This window comes from Mesorhizobium sp. M1A.F.Ca.IN.022.06.1.1 (genome assembly GCF_003952605.1).
In the GTDB taxonomy this organism is placed as follows: domain Bacteria; phylum Pseudomonadota; class Alphaproteobacteria; order Rhizobiales; family Rhizobiaceae; genus Mesorhizobium.
Window position 1 is genome coordinate 4,093,406 of record NZ_CP034455.1, and the last position, 20,252, is coordinate 4,113,657.

Annotated in this window: 21 protein-coding genes, 1 tRNA gene and 2 pseudogenes; 16 read left to right on the top strand and 8 right to left on the bottom strand. The window is 61.6% G+C overall.

The genetic code is table 11. The annotated features are described in order from the left end of the window. Nucleotides 1-66: 66 nt before the first annotated feature. A complete protein-coding gene (locus tag EJ078_RS30875) occupies nt 67-387 on the bottom strand; it encodes a hypothetical protein (protein WP_348627282.1) in 321 nt (106 codons plus the stop codon). A gap of 2 nt (nt 388-389) precedes the next feature. Beyond that, nucleotides 390-913 (bottom strand): annotated as a pseudogene (locus EJ078_RS30880) (DNA ligase). 1,506 nt (nt 914-2,419) lie between these two features. Between EJ078_RS30880 and EJ078_RS19420 the strand changes: the two are divergent. The 4 genes from EJ078_RS19420 to EJ078_RS19435 all read left to right on the top strand — a co-directional run bounded on the left by EJ078_RS19420 (nt 2,420) and on the right by EJ078_RS19435 (nt 6,938). Further along, entirely contained in the window at nt 2,420-2,908 is a 489-nt protein-coding gene (locus EJ078_RS19420) for a hypothetical protein (protein WP_208720783.1), read from the top strand. 766 nt (nt 2,909-3,674) lie between these two features. Then, nucleotides 3,675-5,003: a hypothetical protein gene (locus tag EJ078_RS19425; protein ID WP_208720784.1), complete on the top strand. Its 1,329-nt coding sequence runs from the start codon at nt 3,675-3,677 to the stop codon at nt 5,001-5,003. Nucleotides 5,004-5,473: 470 nt separating this feature from the next. Beyond that, complete coding sequence (locus EJ078_RS19430; protein ID WP_208720785.1) at nt 5,474-6,226, top strand: hypothetical protein; 753 nt, start codon at nt 5,474-5,476, stop codon at nt 6,224-6,226. A gap of 10 nt (nt 6,227-6,236) precedes the next feature. Then, nucleotides 6,237-6,938, top strand: coding sequence for a hypothetical protein (locus EJ078_RS19435; protein WP_208720786.1), 702 nt, complete (start codon nt 6,237-6,239; stop codon nt 6,936-6,938). 28 nt (nt 6,939-6,966) lie between these two features. On the opposite strand, the gene EJ078_RS19440 is transcribed toward EJ078_RS19435, so the two are convergent. After that, nucleotides 6,967-7,326, bottom strand: a complete 360-nt coding sequence (locus EJ078_RS19440) for a hypothetical protein (protein ID WP_208720787.1) — start codon at nt 7,324-7,326, stop codon at nt 6,967-6,969. Nucleotides 7,327-7,508: 182 nt separating this feature from the next. On the opposite strand from EJ078_RS19440, the gene EJ078_RS19445 reads away from it, so the two are divergent. Both EJ078_RS19445 and EJ078_RS19450 read left to right on the top strand, forming a co-directional pair. Beyond that, nucleotides 7,509-7,799 carry a hypothetical protein gene (locus EJ078_RS19445; protein WP_245458871.1) on the top strand — a complete coding sequence of 97 codons (291 nt, stop codon included), beginning with the start codon at nt 7,509-7,511 and terminating at the stop codon, nt 7,797-7,799. Nucleotides 7,800-7,801: 2 nt separating this feature from the next. Then, complete coding sequence (locus tag EJ078_RS19450) at nt 7,802-8,476, top strand: hypothetical protein (RefSeq protein ID WP_208720788.1); 675 nt, start codon at nt 7,802-7,804, stop codon at nt 8,474-8,476. 90 nt (nt 8,477-8,566) lie between these two features. Here EJ078_RS19450 and EJ078_RS19455 read toward each other — a convergent pair. Further along, nucleotides 8,567-8,656 (bottom strand) — tRNA-Ser (locus EJ078_RS19455). 403 nt (nt 8,657-9,059) lie between these two features. Between EJ078_RS19455 and EJ078_RS19460 the strand changes: the two genes are divergently transcribed. The 4 genes from EJ078_RS19460 (at nt 9,060) to EJ078_RS19475 (ending at nt 11,885) form a co-directional block, all read left to right on the top strand. Then, nucleotides 9,060-9,761 carry a hypothetical protein gene (locus EJ078_RS19460; protein ID WP_127403252.1) on the top strand — a complete coding sequence of 234 codons (702 nt, stop codon included), beginning with the start codon at nt 9,060-9,062 and terminating at the stop codon, nt 9,759-9,761. A 91-nt stretch (nt 9,762-9,852) separates the two neighbouring features. Then, on the top strand, nt 9,853-10,173 hold the full coding sequence (locus EJ078_RS19465; protein ID WP_067002648.1) for a hypothetical protein: 321 nt from the start codon (nt 9,853-9,855) through the stop codon (nt 10,171-10,173). 196 nt (nt 10,174-10,369) lie between these two features. Further along, nucleotides 10,370-11,359: a BMP family ABC transporter substrate-binding protein gene (locus tag EJ078_RS19470; RefSeq protein WP_127213984.1), complete on the top strand. Its 990-nt coding sequence runs from the start codon at nt 10,370-10,372 to the stop codon at nt 11,357-11,359. A 70-nt stretch (nt 11,360-11,429) separates the two neighbouring features. Continuing rightward, nucleotides 11,430-11,885: a GNAT family N-acetyltransferase gene (locus EJ078_RS19475; RefSeq protein WP_127213986.1), complete on the top strand. Its 456-nt coding sequence runs from the start codon at nt 11,430-11,432 to the stop codon at nt 11,883-11,885. On the opposite strand, the gene EJ078_RS19480 is transcribed toward EJ078_RS19475, so the two are convergent. Then, the gene (locus EJ078_RS19480; protein ID WP_095778792.1) at nt 11,880-12,287 is read right to left on the bottom strand and encodes a hypothetical protein; all 408 of its coding nucleotides are present in this window, start codon (nt 12,285-12,287) and stop codon (nt 11,880-11,882) included. The genes EJ078_RS19475 and EJ078_RS19480 overlap by 6 nt on opposite strands. 38 nt (nt 12,288-12,325) lie before the next feature. After that, on the bottom strand, nt 12,326-12,535 hold the full coding sequence (locus EJ078_RS19485; protein WP_095826868.1) for a SlyX family protein: 210 nt from the start codon (nt 12,533-12,535) through the stop codon (nt 12,326-12,328). A gap of 163 nt (nt 12,536-12,698) precedes the next feature. Between EJ078_RS19485 and EJ078_RS19490 the strand changes: the two genes are divergently transcribed. Genes EJ078_RS19490 through deoA form a run of 6 tightly spaced genes read left to right on the top strand, consistent with a single transcriptional unit; the run spans nt 12,699 to nt 18,910 of the window. Beyond that, on the top strand, nt 12,699-14,231 hold the full coding sequence (locus tag EJ078_RS19490) for an ABC transporter ATP-binding protein (RefSeq protein ID WP_127403253.1): 1,533 nt from the start codon (nt 12,699-12,701) through the stop codon (nt 14,229-14,231). After that, a complete protein-coding gene (locus EJ078_RS19495; protein ID WP_127217130.1) occupies nt 14,228-15,367 on the top strand; it encodes an ABC transporter permease in 1,140 nt (379 codons plus the stop codon). The genes EJ078_RS19490 and EJ078_RS19495 overlap by 4 nt, the downstream gene beginning before the upstream one ends. A 1-nt stretch (nt 15,368) precedes the next feature. Continuing rightward, on the top strand, nt 15,369-16,340 hold the full coding sequence (locus EJ078_RS19500; protein ID WP_095778796.1) for an ABC transporter permease: 972 nt from the start codon (nt 15,369-15,371) through the stop codon (nt 16,338-16,340). 58 nt (nt 16,341-16,398) lie between these two features. Then, nucleotides 16,399-16,791, top strand: coding sequence for a cytidine deaminase (cdd, locus tag EJ078_RS19505; RefSeq protein WP_067325754.1), 393 nt, complete (start codon nt 16,399-16,401; stop codon nt 16,789-16,791). Continuing rightward, nucleotides 16,788-17,594 carry a purine-nucleoside phosphorylase gene (locus EJ078_RS19510; RefSeq protein WP_127217129.1) on the top strand — a complete coding sequence of 269 codons (807 nt, stop codon included), beginning with the start codon at nt 16,788-16,790 and terminating at the stop codon, nt 17,592-17,594. The genes cdd and EJ078_RS19510 overlap by 4 nt, the downstream gene beginning before the upstream one ends. Beyond that, the gene (deoA, locus tag EJ078_RS19515) at nt 17,594-18,910 is read left to right on the top strand and encodes a thymidine phosphorylase (RefSeq protein ID WP_127403254.1); all 1,317 of its coding nucleotides are present in this window, start codon (nt 17,594-17,596) and stop codon (nt 18,908-18,910) included. Before EJ078_RS19510 ends, deoA begins: the two co-directional genes overlap by 1 nt. 8 nt (nt 18,911-18,918) lie before the next feature. On the opposite strand, the gene EJ078_RS19520 is transcribed toward deoA, so the two are convergent. Together EJ078_RS19520 and upp are read right to left on the bottom strand one after the other, a co-directional pair. Continuing rightward, the gene (locus EJ078_RS19520) at nt 18,919-19,485 is read right to left on the bottom strand and encodes a TIGR02281 family clan AA aspartic protease (RefSeq protein WP_127403255.1); all 567 of its coding nucleotides are present in this window, start codon (nt 19,483-19,485) and stop codon (nt 18,919-18,921) included. A gap of 105 nt (nt 19,486-19,590) precedes the next feature. Beyond that, nucleotides 19,591-20,219, bottom strand: a pseudogene (gene upp, locus EJ078_RS19525) (uracil phosphoribosyltransferase). Nucleotides 20,220-20,252 lie beyond the last annotated feature (33 nt).

Below are 20,252 nucleotides of genomic sequence, written 5' to 3' on the forward strand. Positions count from 1 at the left end.
GCTTCTCTCAAGGCACGCTGTAGAGGTGACTTAAGCCCTTCAGGCAGTCAAGAGGCTGTCACCCCGTCAATCTTCCTCGCGAAAGTCCTTGAGTGTCGCGTGACGCAGCTTCTCTTCGCCTTTAAGATACTTCACCCGACCAACCAAGCCTGGGTTGAGCCACTCGGCCTTTTCCTTCCCCAGCCCCTTCGGCGGAGGTGCGCCGGACTTAGTTTGCACCCGATCCCATAGGGCCTGCCGCTTGTCGGCTTTGAATGCCACGAAGGCACCGGCCATGTAGTGGCCCTTGTCAGCAATGAGCACCATCGCCGGCTTTCCGGTCTCCCGCTTCACACCGATCATGTCCATTTCCTTCTCGACGTAGCATTTGATCTTGCGCCAGTTCATTGTCAGCCGCTGCGGTAGAGGCTGTCGAGGCGCTTCGACCCAATGCCCTCAAGGCCAGCCTCACAGACCTCACCAGTGCTAGGCAGCGCCTCGCTGAACTGGATATGCCCGCCGGCAGGGATTACCGCTTGCAAGATTTCGCGCCTGTCCTTCAGTGGCATGTCGCGCAGATCGTGACCGTTGAGGTGTAGAAGGTCGAAGGCCACGAGGTAGAGGTCTTGGGGCGTCTTGTGATGGCCGAGCGCAGCGCATGGAAGTCCGACAGTCCTGCCTCGGTGGTTACGATTGTCTCTCCCTCGATAATGACGCTCTCTGCGTCTATCGCCTTCGCTTCGTCGGCGAGCGGCCGGTACTTGGCGGTCCAGTCAAAGCCGTTCTTGGTATAGAAGCGGATGCCGCCAGCGTCCTTGATGATCTGGGTTCGATAGCCGTCGAATTTGACCTCATGGCTCCATGGGCGGCTGTTCGACCAGCTCGGGCTCCATCGGACGAATAAAGGACAGCCGGACCTCGCCGACAGGCTCACGCATACAAACCTCAACGCCGCACTCGAATTTTATTCAATATCGCACAGCCATAAGCGTTCCGTTCCATATGGCGATTTCAGAAGAATTGCCTGCCCCGAGTCTCACGGTGCTGGGAAAAACCTGGGTGCCCACTTTGGCTTTCCTCAGGCGGTACTTGCTGTCCCGAGCCGGGAGTTGGACCCAATTGCCCTCCGCGCCGCGTTACGTGTTCGGCATGTAACGGGACGGGATTGCGAGGCTATGGTCTGCCACCTGCAAGCTGAAAATGGGACATTCCACAATGCAGCTTGGCAATGCCTTAGGGCTCAGGGGGCAGAAGGCCGAGCAGGTACGTTGGGATCAATCTCGTATGAGAACTTACCCGGGGTGCGGGGATAGTCTGGACAGCGCGAGGCCGGCCCGGACATGCAGTAGTGATTCACTGAGCGGCGATACTCCATGGTGGCGACAGCGCGGAGCAGCAAAACGACCGCGATTGCCAAGACACCAAACGCAATCAGCGCCGCAATCTTGTTCGTAGGCGGCCGGCGTTCGGCAAGGTAACTGTCTGCTGGCCGTGGCTCCAGACTGGCGATGTGCGCTGTGATGGTCGCGGAGGCACCAGAAGCAATGGCTTCGGCCTGTCGAGATTGGGCTGGCATCATTTCATCCTCCCAGCTTGGCGGAACCGGCCGTGCTCCCATCAGAAAACTCGTCACGGCTGCCGCTGCTTGATCCGGCCAGCCGGCCTCTCGGAATTCCGCTAGCCATCGTGCCGGCTCCCGCCCTCGAAATGATTGATAGCGATCGGTCGATACGGCATTGCTTCGAGTCGGTAGCGCTTGTGGCGACATTGGTCTTCCCTATGAAGGCGAACGCCTGCGGTACGCCCCCGCAGACAGCCTCCTCATGACCCCTGATCGGGGAGTTGGAAAACCGAGTTCCGGTTCCTGCGGCCTTTAGTTCCGGAGAACCTGGACATACGCCACAGGCTCCCCGACCGTCGAAAAGGTCGAGGACAGACACCGATGCTTCGGCGTCATGCTTTGAACTCAGGGTTTCCACACCCCGGAGCGCCGCGTGAGCGCTCGCAGATGAGTCTATCCAAAAGGGTCGAGGCAATGCAAGGCAGCTAGCTAGGAGCACCAGCGACGTAGGCACCAAAGTGCTATCCGTTACACCCGGATGTTACACCCACCACAACGGACCCAACTCGTTGAAAAACTGAAACAAGGTAGGCTGCCCCGTATCGTTTGTTACACCCGACTGTTACACCTACTTAATAACCTATTGATTTTATTGACAAATTGCTGATAGTGAGATATTGGCAATCACTCATTGCAAGCTGTTTGGTAATCACCATGTCAACGAAAGAATCTTCGGGCGCAGTGGGCCCTACGCCGCACCCGCACCCGAACCAACTCACCTATCTCGCATGGGCTGTTGGGCCTTGCTTGAACGTTTACAGGGGGTCAACGGGGATCACAGTCTCAGCTTGGGAAATTCAACGGGCCGACACGGGAGAATTGGTTGATCGCAATTTCATCCCAAGTAGGGGCGCCAATCGCCGCGAGTGGGAAGCCACAATTATGGGAATTGCTGGCGTCTGCGAACGGCTCCCCCCAACCTCCACTGCCTTGATCAGGGTCCGACAGGAGGAACTTGCCGAGGCTTTTGCAAGTGGCTTTCGCAAAACCAGCGGGAAACCGATGGCAGGACAAGACTTCTGGTCCAAGTTATTGGCTGTGATCGCTGATAAGGCCCTTCGAGTTTCAGTGGATTTCGCCCCCGAGGACGAAACGTTCAGGACACTAAAAGAGGACGCCAAAGAAGAGGGGATCAGGCAATTTGATAAGCTTGGCGAGGCCCAAGTACGGGCTTCTGTCGAGGTCGCGAAGCCGAAACGCGAGTGGAAGCCGGCTTTTGAGCCTGACGAAGAGGGGTTTGTCGAACAGCCCGCCTTGATTTTGAGAAAGCCGAAACGCGTCGCCGCAAGGCGTAGGTTAAATGAGTAGCGATCTCTGTTCCGTCCCGGGATGTGGCCGGCCAACAGCTCTTTCGACGGGTAAAGGGCGTTCTGCCTTCCATTGCCGGTACCACGTGCAGCTCAAGGCGCGTCACGGCTCGTATTGGTGTGCCACCTACCGGGCGTCCGAGCTGCGGCCTTATGTGGTCGCCGCGTCGGTTTTGCTCGCGGAACGCTCCCAGCAGGGTGCCGTTGCGGCTGCCACGCAGGAATTGGCCCACACCCTTGCAAGCGCAGGACGTGTTGACCCGGCAATGAACTTGCGGGGGCAGCCGGCGAGCTACAGAGCACGTGTTGCCTTCGCCCGGCTGCGAGAGGCCGGCATTGAGCCTCGCCGCTTGCTGGCCATCTATCTGGGCGTAAGCGCGTTGATCGAGGACGACCTTGGGTCCCATCGCACTCAAGAATTCAGGATTGTGCAGGCTGCCAAGGCGGTCCACCGGCTAGCGAGCGGGACGCACCGAAGCTGGGAGATGTTCAACCCGCTAGGGCCGGACATCCATACGGAGCTCCACGCTTACCCAAGATCCTCGGGGCTCGTGCTGCGAAGGATCGGAGAGAAGCTGGAGAAGGCTGGAGAGTTTCTGGCTCGCGAGGCCGTGCCAAAGATTATCGCCATGAAGACCTCCTCGCATGGCCCCCATCCCTCCCATCTTCCGGGTTGGCGTCCCGCATGGGACACCAGGCCGCGCTAGCCGCAATGAATTTTCGAGCCACACAGCCGAGTGACTTGGTTGGGCATACCGGGTCCGCACATGTTGAGTGATGCTGTGACTTCGTTCGGACGAGGGGTGCCGTCAGGGATCGTGTTGGACCCGTATCGCAGAGCAAAAGGCGCCAACCTCAAGGCAGCCGTTGCGGGGCTCGTGCGGGATCTTGAGGCTGCCGAAATGCGCCTTGGGTTGCGCAAAAGGCAGCGGGATGACGAAGCTCGGGATAGGTTCCGTTTGGCCGTCGAAGTATTAGCCTGCAACTTTCTGGTCATCCAAATGACCGCAAGTGACAGCCCTCTAGCCGTGCCGAAAAGTAGCGCAGCAATGTGGGGCCCTGCGCATTCCAAACCGAAGATTTACGGGAAGCACTTCCTTGATGCGCTAAACGTGCTGGAGCACCCACAGATAGGCATGATTGAACGGGTCGCAACAGGCTATAGGTTCGAAGCCGGCACAGGCGGTCTCTCAACCGTTCGCGCTCGGCCAAAGCTCCTTACCACTCTCGCCGTGTCGGTCGATGGCTGGGATGGATTTACGCGAGAGCCGCCGACCGAGGTGCTGATCCTCAAAGCCTCGAAGGCGAAAGGGGAGGTAGCGGTTGAGCTTGACTACCGCGAGACTGGCAGGACGCGGAAGCTCCGCAAAGAGGTGGAGGTGATCAACGAATATCTGTCCTCAGCCCCCATCCATCTCAATGGCGGCCCTGGACATCTGGATGAGGATGGGCAGCCGGTAGACCCCACCAAGCGCTTCGTTCGCCGCATCTTCAACAATGGCGTCTGGACGGAAGGAGGCCGGCTTTACGGGGCTTTCTGGGAAACCATGCCGAAAGCCATGCGGCGCGAATTACTGCGCATTGGTTCGGCCAAGGAGCCTGCTGGCGAACCCATCGCCAATGTGGACTATGGCCAGCTCTTCCCGCGACTGGCTTACGTGAGAGCGGATATCTCCGATCCTCCAGCCGAACTCTACGATGTTTTTGGCGACGGCTCATCAAGGGCCGGCGTAAAGAAGCTGCTTAATGCGCTGCTGTTTCACAAAGGCCGGCTCACGCATTGGCCAATCGGAACGGCCAAGTACTTCGGAGGCATGAAGCTGGCCGACGCTGTCGCAGCCATCTATTCCGCTCACCAGCCCATAGCCCATCTCTTTGGAACGGGCATTGGCCACAAGCTCGCGTTCATGGAGAGCAATATCCTCATTGAGGTGCTGGTGCGTCTCCGGTTCAGGAACATTGTCGCTCTGCCACTGCACGATGCTGTCCTCGTCGCCCAGTCTAATGCCGAAACCGCAAAGCATGAGATGGAAGAAGCCTTCGCGGCGGCTCTGGGGCGCAACTCACGCGTACCGGCCTCCGTGGAAATAACATAGTAATAACAGCACGTTATGTGGCAATACGTCCTTACGTCTCCTCTAATGCACAAGGAAGAGGCGTGGGGGGCCTAGGGGGGCGTGGGGCGTGTGGCGCCTGGGGTGGAGGAGGGGTATTCAGCCCCAATCCCCTTCATCACTAAGATCCCTAAAGCCGCACCATGTGCAATCCCAGATGGCCTAACCCTCAGCGAGCTAGTTGCCCCCGAAGGGCGGCCCCCTATGGGCTGCATGATCTTTGACCTCTCGGGGTACGCATGACGGGAGCAAGCGAGGTTGGTGGATGGATCGTCGATATCAACGAAGAGGCGCGCTCTAAGGTGACTCTGAGCCGAATTGCGCCGCGGGCCACCTCTCACCGGGGGGCGAAACCACAAAGGGGCAAAGGCTCCGGCTGACGCACGTGAACCGCGACTCAGGTAAGGAGAGTGTTCAATATGACGGAGTGACCGGGAGGGGAGCCGGGGACCATGTTCAGCACCATCAAGAGACTGTTGGGCCGGAAGGACACCGGCAGGGGGCCGCTGGCCGAAAGTCTAGTGAGACCTATGGCGTTGCTCATGGCTCTAAGGCAGTCCACCGATGAGTACGCCGTCGCCGTTCAGAAGGGCCTGTCTCAGTTCCCGGCCCATCGCCGTAAGGACTCTAACGTCGAGGCTATCTGGCGCGATATCATCTCGGAGGTATTTCTCCGCATGATGGAGTTTGGAGACGCTGACCTCGCAATCTTGGCTGATTTCAAGCGACAACCGGAGGTGCTAGAACGGTTCCTAAATGACCGCCCCCACCTTTCCATGCCGCAGCCAAATGGCGACCAAGTAGACCAGACGATTCAAGCTGTGTGGCAGGGTTATGTCTACCTTGCCAAGATAGGCGAAGAGACACTCGACCGAGAAACCTCACAGTTCGATCTCTCGAAGCGGGGAAAGGACATCATTTCCGATCTGGTGCAGCGGGCCGAAGCCTTAAGAGCCACGGTATCTAGTCCAGATGCATCGGGCCTGCCGGTATGTTTTATTGAGGCCGTTTACGAGGATGTAAACCTGAAGGCGAAATCGATCGCTCTTTCTGCAATGTTTGGGCCGGCGTACGAGAGCGGCATCAGCCACATGCTTAAGCTTGTCACCGAAGGTAGCAGTCAGGCTGAGGTTCGCATGGTGGAAGACAGCATCCAACGCATCATGAACGCCACCACCCCAGACGACATTCGCAAATCCCGGTAGAATCGAGCCCGTGGTCGCCGACGAGCCCAAATACTTCATCGACGAGGCTTCCGTCGTTGCCCAGCATGATCGAATGATTGCGGACAGCCCAGAATTGCTAGCCCATCCGAAGATGATCGATGCCGCGTTGGACACCGTTCATGAACTGATCGCAGCCACTCCCTACAGTACGCGAAACGAGCTTGTTGCGTTGAGGCTAGCGACAAGATGCTTCAACGACGCGGCGGCAGCCTTGCGCCTAGTGCGCTGTGGCTACTTCCAGCCGTCTCTTGCAATGATCCGGGACATGATGGAATGCAGGCTCTTATTAGACCTGTTCAACCGTAAACCGCAGGCCTTATCGGAATGGCATACGCTTCCCGAGGCTGAGCGCAAATCAAAGTTTTCCCCGCCGAAAGTCCGGACGGCTTTGGGGGCGCTCGACGGGACCGGAAGCATCAAACACCAAGAGGACTATAGCATGTTCTCTAAGTACGGTGCTCATCCCACGCCCGAGGGCTTCACCGTGATTTCACCGAATAGCATGACGATCGTCGGGGCCTTCCCGGACTTCGGGCTGCTGACGGCTATTCTCGAAGAACTGGTCCGCGAGCTCATCCGTGCGGTGGAGGTCATCGGCCGTCACGCGCCAAACGATGCTCCCCGTGTGGTCGGCGCCAAGATTGATTATCTGCAACGGCTAGGACTTTGGCTAAAGCGATTCCAACTTTAGTTAAAACAGGTGGCATCCTCGGCCTGCCTTAAACCTTCGCTTTCCGCCAGCCTGTCCACCATGCCTCCCATTGCGAGCAGAACCATCGCTCCCCACGGGCGGGATTGATGCGGGTGGCCGAATAGTACGCTTGCCCGGGCATATGGTAGATGCGCTCGCCCCACTCGTTGATGTTGCCCTTGATGTCGCAGCCGGGCTTGTGAACAGCGGCTTGGCTAGACGACGAGCCAGCGGAGTGCACGGTTGGAAGGCGGGGCTCATCGCCAATGGAAATGTAGGCGGCTGAAGTAACAGCCAACATCGCCAGAGCTATGGGAAAACGGGCCGCCAAAAGCGACCGCCATATAGAGCCTCGCCGTCGCGCCTTGAGATGCACTACTTTGCCCATCGCCCTCTCCCCGATGAGAGCATGCGTCCGTTGCCGCTGAGAGTCCAGAAAGGTCCTAGTGGACGCCCAGAATGAGCACCTATGCACGTGCCAATGCCGCGTATAGTTGTGCGTATCTTCCCGTCACCATTGCATGCCTTTGAGGTTCGCTGCCAAGTTCGCTTTGGGAATCGGGGGAGCCTATGCGCTTTGTAGTCCTTGTGGCCGCTGCCACCGTCATGGTGTGGTTAGACACTTCACTTGCACTTGCCTTCTATTGTACCAAGCCGTCCGCGCCGTCCTGTGCTGAGCGTTACGGAAGCTTTGATGATGAATACGAGTTCGATAGGTGCAAACGCGAAATGGAGGACTTCAAATCGGAGGTGGAGCGCTTCATCGACTGCAACAATCAGCAGGCTCGAAGCGACAATGAAGAGTCAATCTCCGACTACAAGGATGCCGTAGAGTCTTTCAATCGAAGGGCAGGCAACTGACTATGAGCGAGTTGGTCACAAGCGTTCAAACGTGGTCCATGGTCCTTACTGCAGTGGCGACCATCGGGCTTGGTTTCTTCACGTGGGTGTTGGCGCGGGAGACTAAGAGGCTCTCAAGGGCGACGGCTCAGGCTCACGTGGTGGCGGCCCTCGAAAACAATCAATGGGCATTCCAGCATGCAGACCTTGTTGTTTCCAATACGGGAAATGCGACGGCACACGACATTGAGGTGACTTTTGAACCGCCTCTAGATTGGTACCGCCCCTCGAAGCCTGGGGCGCAACCCCTAAGAAATCTGAGCATTCTGAAACCCGGTCAGTCTCAGTCAAGTCACGTTGGCGAGTTCTCAAAGTTGGCGGATAAAACATACCGCATCACGACGAGTTGGAAGCATCATCCATCCGAAAGGACGCGCCAGTCTCTTTCCTACGATTTGCCGATGCAGGACTATGACGGGATCGCACAGCTTGGTGCTCGGACCCCGCTCATCCAAATCGCCGAGCAACTGAAGAAGATTCGTGAGGACTGGCAATGGGTGGCAGGCGGATCGAGAAAGCTGAGCGTTGACAGTTACAGCGGCGAAGATCGCGAGAAAGAGCGGAAGCGAAGGGAGGCGCAACGTAAAGCGGCTTCACAACCGCATAGAAAACCGAAAGGCGAAAGTGGCAATCGGTAGCAATTTTGGGGCACCGGCGTGGGGCACCGTGCCTAGGACGCTCTATCCAAAACCTTGCTGTTTCAAGTAGTTATAGCCACAAGACAGGGATGGCGGAGAGAGCGGGATTCGAACCCGCGTTACGGTTTCCCGTAAACACACTTTCCAGGCGTGCGCCTTCAACCACTCGGCCACCTCTCCGTCTTGCATGTCGCGTCGGCCGGTTTCGCCGCGCGGGTTGGGGAGATGCATCTCCCTCGGGAAGGCCTCTCGGCCTAAATTTGGGGTGCCTTCAACCGGCAGGCAACCCTTTCCCGGCACCTCTAGCCGTCTAGGCAAAACAGGCGCGGGGCTCATCTAGTCGATCCTAAAGCGAATGCCAAGTCATTCCGTGGCTTTTGCCGTGGATGACACGGAAGCTGCCTCGGTGGCCTGCCATGCAGCCGAATGCTGTGCACAGGCTGGCCGGCGGAGTTTCCCGCGCTTGACTTCGGCTCTGGCCGCCTGTCGACTGCCTGAGGCGTTGTTTCGTGCACTTCCGGACGGAAAACCACGACGCAGTTCCCGGAACTGCTTGGGCTTTGCGAGGGGGCATTGTCCTGACATGGCATCGATCAACCAGCAGCCCGCGGGCCGGCCCGACAGCGGGCTCTCCTTCATCCCGGTGGCGTGGCTGATCATCGTGATGGCGCTTTCGGCCTATGGCCTGATCTCGAGCTGGCGGCTGATCGGCGACTTCAATCTGCCGGAAAGCGTGCTCTTCCTGATCTACGGCGGGCTGACCGGCGGCGTCGTGACCATTCTGTGGGGGCTTTACCTGCTCGGCCTCGCCTTCAACCGGTCGGCGCGTTTCCCGCGTCACTATACGATCTGGCAGGTCGCCATCATCCTTTGGCTCGTCGTGCGTCAGGCCTACACGCTTCTTGTCCCCGATTTCGTCTTCTCGGCCGAAGGGCTGGGCTTCACGGTGGCCGAGATCGCCATCGGCCTGCTCTGCATCTACCTCCTGCGGCGCGGCGCCGGCGCCGACACGGTGTATGCCAATCCCGAGGCCGTACGCCCGCCGCTCCTGGTCTCGCTCGTCGCCGCGTTGCTCGGCATCATTCTTGGTGGCGCCATCGGCGCCTGCATCGGATTTTTCGCGGGGTCGCTAATCGCCGACGCCACCCATATGAGCTGCTTCGAGGGCGCCTGCGGGTTTTTTGCTGTCTTCATCGGCTTGGGCGGCCTGATCATCGGAGCCGTCGGCGGCGGGATTTTCGCCATCTGGCGCGTCAACCGGCGCAAAGCGGCGCGGAGGGCCTAACTCAAAATCACGTGTCGCGATTGCGTGGCGGTTGTGCACGCTCTATGTCGTTTGGCGGGGCAGACGGGAGTGTTGCCGGGGAGTGCGTTGGATGCTGCGTTTCATCTTTCGGCTGGCGGCCATGGTTGCGTTGTCGATTTCTGTCATCATGGCGGTGATCGACACCACGCGCTCTGTCGCGGCGTCGGCGCTGGTCATGACGCCGCTCAACGCAAGCTGGCTGGCGGTATCGCCCGACACGCGCGCCGCGTTCGAGACCTATGTGCGCGCCAAGGCCAGTCCGCTGGTCTGGGACGGGATCATCGCCTGGGTGCTCGGCCAGCCGGGATTCGCCGTGTTCGCGGTATTGGCGTTCCTGCTCTACGCCCTCGGCTACCGCCGGCGGCGCCACGAATTCGCCCCGACCAACTGACGCGGACTCCGCCCGAAACGGTCGGCCTTCACGCTTTTTCCAACAGGTCAAAATTCCACGTGAATTTTGTTTCGGGCCGTGCCAGATTGGCCGCGAGCGGGAGGGGCATACACTTCCTGCCTGACGTCGCATGCCTGCCGGAGAACCGGGCAGGGTGTGCGGTGCAACGGAAAATAACCGACAGGGTGTGGATCACATGAAACGTATCGTTCTCGGCCTCCTGGCCGCAACCGCAATGGTTCTCCCGGCCTTCGCCGCGGATGTCCAGCCGGCCATCCTCTACGATCTCGGCGGCAAGTTCGACAAATCCTTCAACGAGGCTGCCTATAACGGCGCCGAGAAATTCAAGAAGGAAACCGGCGTCGCTTATGTCGAATTCGAAGTCTCCAACGCTTCGCAGCGCGAGCAGGCGCTGCGCCGCTTCGCCGAGGACGGCCGCAACCCGATCGTGATGGCCGGCTTTGCCTGGGAAGATGCGCTGAAGAAGGTCGCGGCCGAATATACCGACCTCAACTTCGCCATCATCGACGATGCCGTCGACCTGCCCAATGTCCGCTCGCTGGTGTTCAAGGAGAACGAAGGCTCCTACCTCGTCGGCATTCTGGCTGCGATGGCGTCAAAGTCGAAGAAGGTCGGCTTCGTCGGCGGCATGGACATCCCGCTGATCCGCAAGTTCGAATGTGGTTATGTCGGCGGCGCCAAGTCTGCCGGGGCCACCGAGATCATCCAGAACATGACCGGCGATACCCCGGCCGCCTGGAACGACCCCGCCAAGGGCGGCGAGATCGCCAAGACCCAGATCGATCAGGGCGCGGACGTCGTCTATGCCGCGGCCGGCGGCACCGGCGTCGGCGTGCTGCAGGCGGCCGCGGATGCCGGCAAGCTCGGCATCGGCGTCGACTCCAACCAGAACGGCCTGCAGCCCGGCAAGGTGCTGACCTCGATGCTGAAGCGCGTGGACGTTGCCGTCTACACGGCTTTCATGGACGGCAAGAACGGGACCTTCAAGGGCGGCGTCGAAAATCTCGGCCTGAAGGAAGGCGGTGTCGACTACGCCATGGACGACAACAACAAGGCGCTGGTGACGGACGAGATGAAGGCGGCGGTCGAAAAGGCCAAGGCCGACATTATCGCCGGCAAGGTCCAGGTGCACGATTACACCACCGACAACAACTGCCCATATTGATCGGCAACTGAACGAGGCTTCTTAGACCGCCGGGCTTTTTGCCCGGCGGTTTGTTTTTGGGACCAGCATCATGCAACCGATTATCGAAGCCATGAGGGAGCGCGATGTCGAGACGATCGCCAAGCTGCGCCTGGCCGCCTTCTTTGAAGGCACCGGGCGGACGCTCGCAGAGGATATGGCGGGACTTCGCGGGCTGATCGCAGGCGACGGGTTCGAGGCGGCTGTCGTCGCCCGCCTCGGCGGCTCGCCGATCGGAAGTTGCCTCTTCGTCCGCAACGAGATCGACCCGGCGCATGATCTGACGCCGTGGCTCGCCGGGCTTGTTGTTGACGAGGCGTATCGAGGGCAGGGCGTTGGCACGGCGCTGGTCAGGGCCATAGAAGGCCACGCCGCGTCGGCCGGCGTTAACCGGCTCTATCTCTACACCTGGCAGGCACGATCTTTCTACGAAGCGCTTGGCTGGACTGCCACGGAAGCTTTCGAGCAGGAGGGCGAGCCGATGCTTTTGATGTCGTGCGCTCTATAGCGTGCCGGCGAGATAGCCCAGCGCGAAGGCGGCCGCCAGGGCGAGCGCGATAGCCAGGCCGAGCCGGCCGCCAAGGGAATGCAGGCCGACGCCATAAGGCTTGCGCTCGATCTTGTTGATCACGATCGGCTGCGGCTTCGCATCGCCCTTGTCCAGCCCGGCAAACCGCATTTGCGGCAATTCGCCAAGCCGGCGCTGCACAAGCTGCCAGCGCTCATCCGAAGCCGTGGCCGACGCTCCCTGCGGCTCCAAAGCACGCATGCGCTCGGCAAGCCGCAGCACCGCGTCGCGAAAGGCGGGATCGATCTCTAGGTCGCGCTCGGCGCGAGCACGCTCCCGTTCGTCCATCAGGCCGAAGACATAGTCGCCGGCCCTTGCGATGCGGTCTCCTTCACCGGCCATGACCGTTCTCCTCGAACTCGCTCGCTGACCCCGCAGGCTCAGTAGTGCGGCGGCTTGGTCACCGGCACGTCGGGAGCGGCCTGCTCCTCCAGGGCCAGGAACCGGTCGGTAAGGGCGGCGAGCTTGCGTTCCATGCGCTCGATCACCGTCCACTGCTCGGCGATCTGGCCGGACAGTTCCTCGATCGTCTTTTCCTGCTCGGCGGCGCGGATTTCCAGCGTCGTCAGCCGATCGTCAGGCATCGTCATCATCCCGGTCTCTGTGAATGTGAAGCTCCCAGCCACCTTCGAAATTGACAAGCGCGGGGGGATTTGTCGAGAGTGAATGGCGTTCCGGCCAATTGGCACGGGCGGGGCATCATGCTAGGCATTTTGACCAAGCGATAAAAAAATAACGAGTGGGACAGGCTGCATGGCGCAAGCCGCAATCGAGCTCATAGGCATCAACAAGAGTTTTGGCGCCGTGCGCGCCAACCGCGACATCAACCTGGAAGTCACGCGCGGCACCATCCATGGCATTGTCGGGGAGAACGGCGCAGGCAAATCGACGCTGATGTCGATCCTCTATGGCTTCTACCAGGCCGACAGCGGCGAAATCCGCGTGGCGGGCAAGCCGGTGTCGATCAACACCCCAAACGACGCGATAGCGCTCGGCATCGGCATGGTGCACCAACATTTCATGCTGGTCGACAATTTCACGGTGCTGGAGAACGTCATCCTCGGCGCCGAGACCGACGCGCTGTTGAAGAGCAGCATCGCCAAGGCGCGCTCCGAGCTCGAACGGCTGGAGCGCGAATACGGCCTCGAGGTCGATCCCGACGCCATCATCGAGGAATTGCCGGTCGGCCTGCAGCAGCGCGTCGAGATCCTCAAGGCGCTCTATCGCGGCGCCGAGATCCTGATCCTCGACGAGCCGACAGGGGTTCTGACGCCAGCCGAGGCCGACCATCTGTTCCGCATCCTCAAGCAGCTGAAGGAACAGGGAAAAACGGTGGTGCTGATCACCCACAAGCTGCGCGAGATCATGGCCGTTACCGACACGGTCTCGGTCATGCGCCAGGGGACCATGGTGGCGACCAGGGTGACCAGGGAAACGACGGTCGGCGAGTTGGCCGAACTGATGGTCGGCCGGCGCGTGCTGTTGCGGGTGGAGAAAGGCCAGTCGGAGGCCGGTGCGACAAAACTCTCGGTCAAGAACCTGACGGTCAAGGATTCACGCGGCGTCACCATGGTCGACGACGTCTCCTTCGACGTGCGCGGCGGCGAGATCGTCGGCATCGCCGGCGTGGCCGGCAACGGCCAGTCGGAGCTGCTTGAGGCGATCTCCGGCATCCGGCACGCCGTCTCGGGCGAGGTCATGCTCGACGGCAAGCCAATCGACCTGACCGGCAAGGCCGATCCCGGCGAATTGCGCGACCGCGGTCTCGCCCATGTGCCGGAAGACCGCCACCATGTCGGGCTGGTGCTCGCCTTCGAGGAGCACGAGAACTCGATCCTCGGCTATCACGACGACGAGCGCTATCTCAAGGGACCGTTCCTCAACGTCGATGCCATCATGGCCGACGCGAAGGACAAGATCGAGAAATACGACATCCGGCCCGGCAATCCGCGGCTGAAGACCGCAAACTTCTCCGGCGGCAACCAGCAGAAGATCGTGCTGGCCAGGGAGATGGAGCAGGATCCCGGCGTGCTGATCGTCGGCCAGCCGACGCGCGGCGTCGACGTCGGCGCCATCGAATTCATCCACAAGCGGCTGATCGCCATGCGCGATCAGGGCAAGGCGGTGCTGGTCGTGTCGGTCGAGCTCGACGAGATCCGCTCGCTGTCCGACCGCATCCTGGTGATGTTCGCCGGCCGCATCGTCGGCGAACGCGGACCGGAAGCGACGGAAGGCGAGCTTGGCCTCTTGATGGCCGGTGTCGAGCACCAGGAGGCCGCCGAATGAGCACGCCTTACGCCAAGTTGCCGGCCTGGGCCGATTATGGGTTGATTCCGTTGATCAACCTGTCGGTTGCCTTCATCGTCGCGGGCTTCGTCGTCATGCTGGTCGGCGAAAATCCGTTCCGCGCCGCCGTCATCCTGGTCGAAGGCGCTTTCGGCAAGGGCACAGGCATCGCCTTCACCCTGTTCTATGCCACGACCTTCATCTTCACCGGGCTGTCGGTGGCGGTGGCGGCGCATTGCAGCCTGTTCAACATCGGCACCGAAGGCCAGGCCTATATCGGCGGCCTCGGCATCGCGCTCGTCTGCCTGAGCTTCGACAGCGTCCTGCCCTGGTGGGTGATCTTTCCGATGGCGATCGTCGCCGCGGCGGCGTTCGGCGCGCTCTGGGGTTTCATCCCGGCCTATCTGCAGGCCAAGCGCGGCTCGCACATCGTCATCACCACCATCATGTTCAACTTCATCGCCGCCTCGGTGATGGTCTATCTGCTGGTCGGTCCGCTGAAGCCGGTCGGATCGCAGGCGCCGCAGACACGCAATTTCCTGGCCGGCGCGGAATTGCCGAAGCTCAACTGGATGATCGAATTGTTCGGCGCCAAGATCCGCTCGGCGCCGCTCAACATCTGCTTCCTGCTGGCGCTGGCGATGGCGTTCCTGGTCTGGCTGCTGATCTGGCGCACCAAGCTCGGCTACGAGATGCGCACCTATGGCCATAGTCCAAAGGCGGCGCGCTATGCCGGCATTTCGGAAACCCGCATCATCCTCACCGCGATGATGATCTCGGGTGCGTTGGCCGGCATGATGGCGCTCAACCCCGTGATGGGCGACCAGCACAATGTGGCGATCGATTTCGTCTCGGGCGCCGGCTATGTCGGCATCGCGGTCGCGCTGATGGGCAGGCTGCATCCGGTCGGCATCGTGCTGGCGGCGATCCTGTTCGGCATGCTCTACCAGGGCGGGGCCGAGCTTGCCTTCGAGATGCCGGCGATCAGCCGCGACATGATCGTCATCATTCAAGGGTTGGTCATCCTCTTCGCCGGCGCGCTGGAGCATATGTTCAGGCCCTATATCCAGGCGCTGTTCGCATCGGTCAGCCCGAAATCGGTCGGCATGCAGGCGGTCAAGGGGAAGGGGGCCTGAGATGGACAGTTTCAACGCGATCGTCCAGGTCCTGGATTCCACCATCCGCCTGTCGGTGCCGCTGCTGCTTGCCTGTCTTGCCGGCCTCTATTCAGAGCGGGCCGGCATCTTCGATATCGGTCTCGAAGGCAAGATGCTGGTCGGCGCCTTCGCAGGCGCTGCAGCGGCATCGGTCTTCCATTCGGCCTTTATCGGTCTCGGCACCGCCGTCCTGATCTCGGTCGCCTTCGCCATGGTGCACGGTTTCGCCTCGATCACGCATCGCGGCAACCAGATCGTCTCCGGAGTCGCCATCAACTTCGTCGCCGCCGGTTCGACCATCATCCTCGGCCAGGCCTGGTTCGAGCAGGGCGGCCGCACGCCGGCGCTGCAGCCGGGCGAGCGCTTCGAGGCGATCGTGTGGCCCGGCGCCGAAGCCGTTCGCAACGTGCCGATCCTCGGGCCCGTTTATGCCGAGCTGATCTCCGGGCATTCGATCCTGGTCTACTTCGCCTTCGCGATGGTGCCGTTCACCTGGTGGGTGCTGTTCCGCACCCGCTTCGGTCTCCGGATGCGCGCCGTGGGCGAAAACCCGGCCGCCGTCGACACAGCCGGCATCTCGGTCGCCTGGCTGCGCTACCGGGCGCTGATCTGCACCGGTATCCTTACCGGCGTCGCCGGCGCATATCTGTCCATGGTCCAGAATGGCGGCTTCGTGAAGGACATGACCGCGGGCAAGGGCTATATCGCGCTTGCCGCGCTGATCTTCGCCAAATGGAAGCCGGTCAACGCGATGTTCGCCTGCCTGCTGTTCGGCTTCCTCGACGCGGCATCGATCCGCTTGCAGGGCTCGCCGCTGCCGATCCTCGGCAAAGTGCCGGTGCAGTTCATGCAGGCGTTGCCCTATGTACTCACCGTCATCCTGCTCGCCGGCTTCATCGGCAAGGCGATACCGCCGCGCGCCGGCGGCGTGCCCTATGTCAAGGAACGCTGAGGCTCGGGCCGTCTCGGCAACCGGCAATTTGAACAAGATCGTGGGAGAGAAGAAGGAAATGTCGCATGATCTGTTCGAAGCGGCCAGGACGGCGATGGCCAAGGCCTATGCGCCCTATTCCAAGTTTCCCGTAGGCGCCGCGCTGCGCACCGAGGACGGTCGCGTCTTCACCGGCGCCAACATCGAGGTGGCGTCCTATCCGGAAGGCTGGTGTGCGGAGACCACCGCGCTCGGCCACTACATCATGGGCGGCGGCGGCAAGATCACCGAGATCGCGGTGATCGCCGAGCGCATGGCCAAATGCTCGCCCTGCGGCGGCTGCCGGCAGCGGCTGGCGGAATTCTGCCGGCCGGAGACGAAACTCTATCTCTGCGACAACACCGGCGTGGTCGAGACGGTCACCATGGGCGACATGCTGCCTTACGGCTTCAGGGGCGATATCCTGAAATGAAGGAAGCGCTGGATCATCTGGTCGAGAAACTGGACGGGCTGGCCCCGACCGCGGCGCTTGTGCTGGGCTCCGGCCTCGGTGGGCTGGTCGACCAGGTGGAGGACGCAAGGCGCATCCCCTATGCCGAACTGCCGGGCTTCCCGCGCAGCGGCGTCTCCGGCCACGCCGGCGAGGTGGTGGCAGGGCGTTTCGCCGGCACGCCGGTGCTGATGCTTTCCGGGCGCGCGCACTATTACGAGCACGGCAATGCCGCCGCGATGCGCCCGGCGCTCGAGGTGCTTGCCGGCATCGGCATCTCGCATCTCATCCTCACCAACGCCGCCGGCTCGGTCGATTCCGAGATGGGACCGGGCTCGGTGATGATGATCACCGATCACATCAACTTCTCCGGCTCCAATCCGCTGATCGGCGAGCCGAGCGACCGCCGCTTCGTCGGCCTTACCGAGGCCTACGATGCCGGCTTGCGCAAGGCGATCGAGACGGCGGCGAAGGAGACCAGCACCGCGCTCCACCAGGGCGTCTACATGTGGTTTTCCGGACCATGTTTCGAGACGCCGGCCGAAATCCGCATGGCGCGCGTCATGGGCGCCAACGCGGTCGGCATGTCGACCGTGCCCGAAGTGATCCTGGCCCGCTTCCTCGGCCTCAAGGTCGCCGCCTGCTCGGTGATCACCAACCTTGCGGCAGGCATGACCGGGGCGGAACTCTCGCACCAGGAAACGAAGGACATGGCGCCGGTCGGCGGCGCGCGGCTGGCGACGATCCTGCGGCGCGTCTTCGAGGAAGGTTTGCCGGAAAGCTGATGCTGCCCCAGGAAATCATTCGGCGCAAGCGTGACGGCCACAAGCTCTCGATGCCCGAGATTGCGACCTTCATCGAGGGGATCACGGCCGGCACGCTCTCGGAAGGCCAGATCGGCGCCTTTGCCATGGCGGTGTTCCTCAAAGGCATGAGTCGCGAGGAAGCAGTGGCGCTGACGCTCGCGATGCGCGATTCCGGTGACGTGCTCGACTGGTCCGATTTGCCGGGCCCGGTCACCGACAAACATTCCACCGGCGGCGTCGGCGACAATGTCTCGCTGATGCTGGCGCCGATCGTCGCGGCCTGCGGCGCTTATGTGCCGATGATCTCCGGCCGCGGGCTTGGCCATACCGGCGGCACGCTGGACAAGATGGATGCCATTCCCGGTTACGTCAGCCAGCCGGATTTGGGGCGGTTCCGCAGGACGGTGCTCGAGACGGGCTGCGCCATCATCGGCCAGACCGCCGATTTGGCGCCGGCCGATCGCCGGCTCTACGCGATCCGCGACGTGACGGGCACAGTGGAATCGGTGCCGCTGATAACGGCTTCGATCCTGTCGAAGAAGCTTGCCGCCGGGCTCGGCTCGCTTGTGCTCGACGTCAAGGTCGGCAACGGCGCCTTCATGGAGAAGTCGCGCGATGCGGCCGCACTTGCGAACAGCCTGGTCGAGGTCGCCAATGGCGCCGGTCTGAAGGCTTCGGCACTGGTGACCGGCATGAACGAGCCGCTGGCCTCGGCAGCGGGCAATGCGGTCGAGGTGAAGAACGCGGTAGACTTTCTCACCGGCCGCTTCCGCGACCGCCGGCTGGAGGACGTCACGCTGGCGCTTGCCGCCGAGATGCTGCAATCGGCGGGAATTGTCTCGTCCAACCAGGACGGGATCAGGCGCGCGGCCGAGACGCTTGCCGGCGGCCGCGCGGCGGCGGTGTTCGCACGCATGGTGACGGCGCTCGGCGGCCCCGCCGACTTCGTCGAGAATCCGGAGAAATATCTGCCGAAGGCGGCAGTGGAATCGGCGGTCAAAGCGGCCGAGGACGGCTTCGTCACCGGGATCGCGACGCGCGAAATCGGGCTCGCCGTCGTTGCGCTGGGCGGCGGGCGCGTCCGTCCGGATGACAAGATCGATCATTCCGTCGGCCTCACCCGGCTGCTGCCTGTGGGCGCGGAGGTGCATGCGGGCGAGGCGCTGGCGCTAATCCATGCGCGGACCGAGGCCGACGCCGAGGCTGCCGCCGTCGCGGTGCGCGCCGCCTATACGGTCGGTCACTCGAAGCCGACCGCAGAAAAGACGGTGCTCAGGCGGATACTGCCTCTGTAAAATCGCGCCTATTGAACGAGCAACAGCGCGCCGTCCTGCACTTCGTATTTCTGCAGCCGCTGCAGGAAGCTCACGCCGATCAGGTTGGTTTGCAGCGCTCGATCGTCGAGCACCACCGCCTGGACGTTGTCGAGGGAAATCTTGCCGATCTGCAGCCGGTCGACGGTGACCACGGCGGCCTTGATGGCGCCGTTCGCCGTGTTCACCTGTTGAGTGAAATCCGACTGGTTGAGCGAGATGCCGATCCGGCGCGCCGTCGATATGTTGATCGCGACCAGCGTCGCGCCGGTGTCAATCATGCCGTCTATCTGACGGCCGTTGAACTTGAAGGCGGAAGTGAAATGGCCGCGCTGGTCGGCATTGACCAGCACCTGGCGGCCGAGCGGCATCGGCGCCGCCGGCCTGGCTGGAACCGAAGCGAGATTGACGTCCGGCTGAGCCTCAGGGGCCGCCGGCTTCGAAGCAACCGCCGATCTCAGCAGGGTTTCCACCATCTGCGGGTTCGACTGATAGACGATCGGAATCGATGCCGAGCTTCCGACAAAGACGCCAAGGAGAAGAAGCTTGCGCAGCATGGATCGACCTTCGTGAAGGTTCGATCCTTAAGCCGACATGGTGTTTTCGGCTTTAACGCGCGCCGGAACCACGGCGTTTCGTAAACGACCGGTTAAGAAAAGATCTCACTTGGTTCCGTACATGCGGTCGCCGGCGTCGCCGAGGCCAGGCATGATGTAACCCTTGTCGTTCAACTGGCGGTCGATCGAAGCGGTGAAGATCGGGACATCCGGATGCGCCTTGGTGAAGCGCTCGATGCCTTCGGGCGCCGCAAGCAGGCAAAGGAAGCGGATGTTGGTGGCGCCGCGCCCCTTCAGCTTGTCGATCGCCGCGATCGCGGAATTGGCGGTCGCAAGCATCGGATCGACCACGATCACCAGACGGTCGGCAAGGTCGCTCGGCGCCTTGAAGAAATATTCGATCGCCTCGAGCGTCTCATGGTCGCGGTAAAGGCCTATATGGGCGACGCGCGCCGCCGGCACCAGATCGAGCAGGCCTTCGAGCAGGCCATTGCCGGCCCGCAGCACGGAGGCGAAAACCAGCTTCTTGCCCTCCAGCGTCGGCGCTTCCATCTCCTCGATCGGGGTCTCGATCGTGGTGGTCGTCAGTTCGAGGTTGCGGGTCACCTCGTAGCCGAGAAGCAGGGAGATCTCGCGCAGCAGCCGCCGGAAGCCTGCCGTCGAGGTCTCCTTCTTGCGCATGATGGTCAGCTTGTGCTGGACAAGGGGTGGTCGACGACGGTGACGCCCTGCATGGTCTTCTCCAGTGAATGGTGAGTAGTGAATAG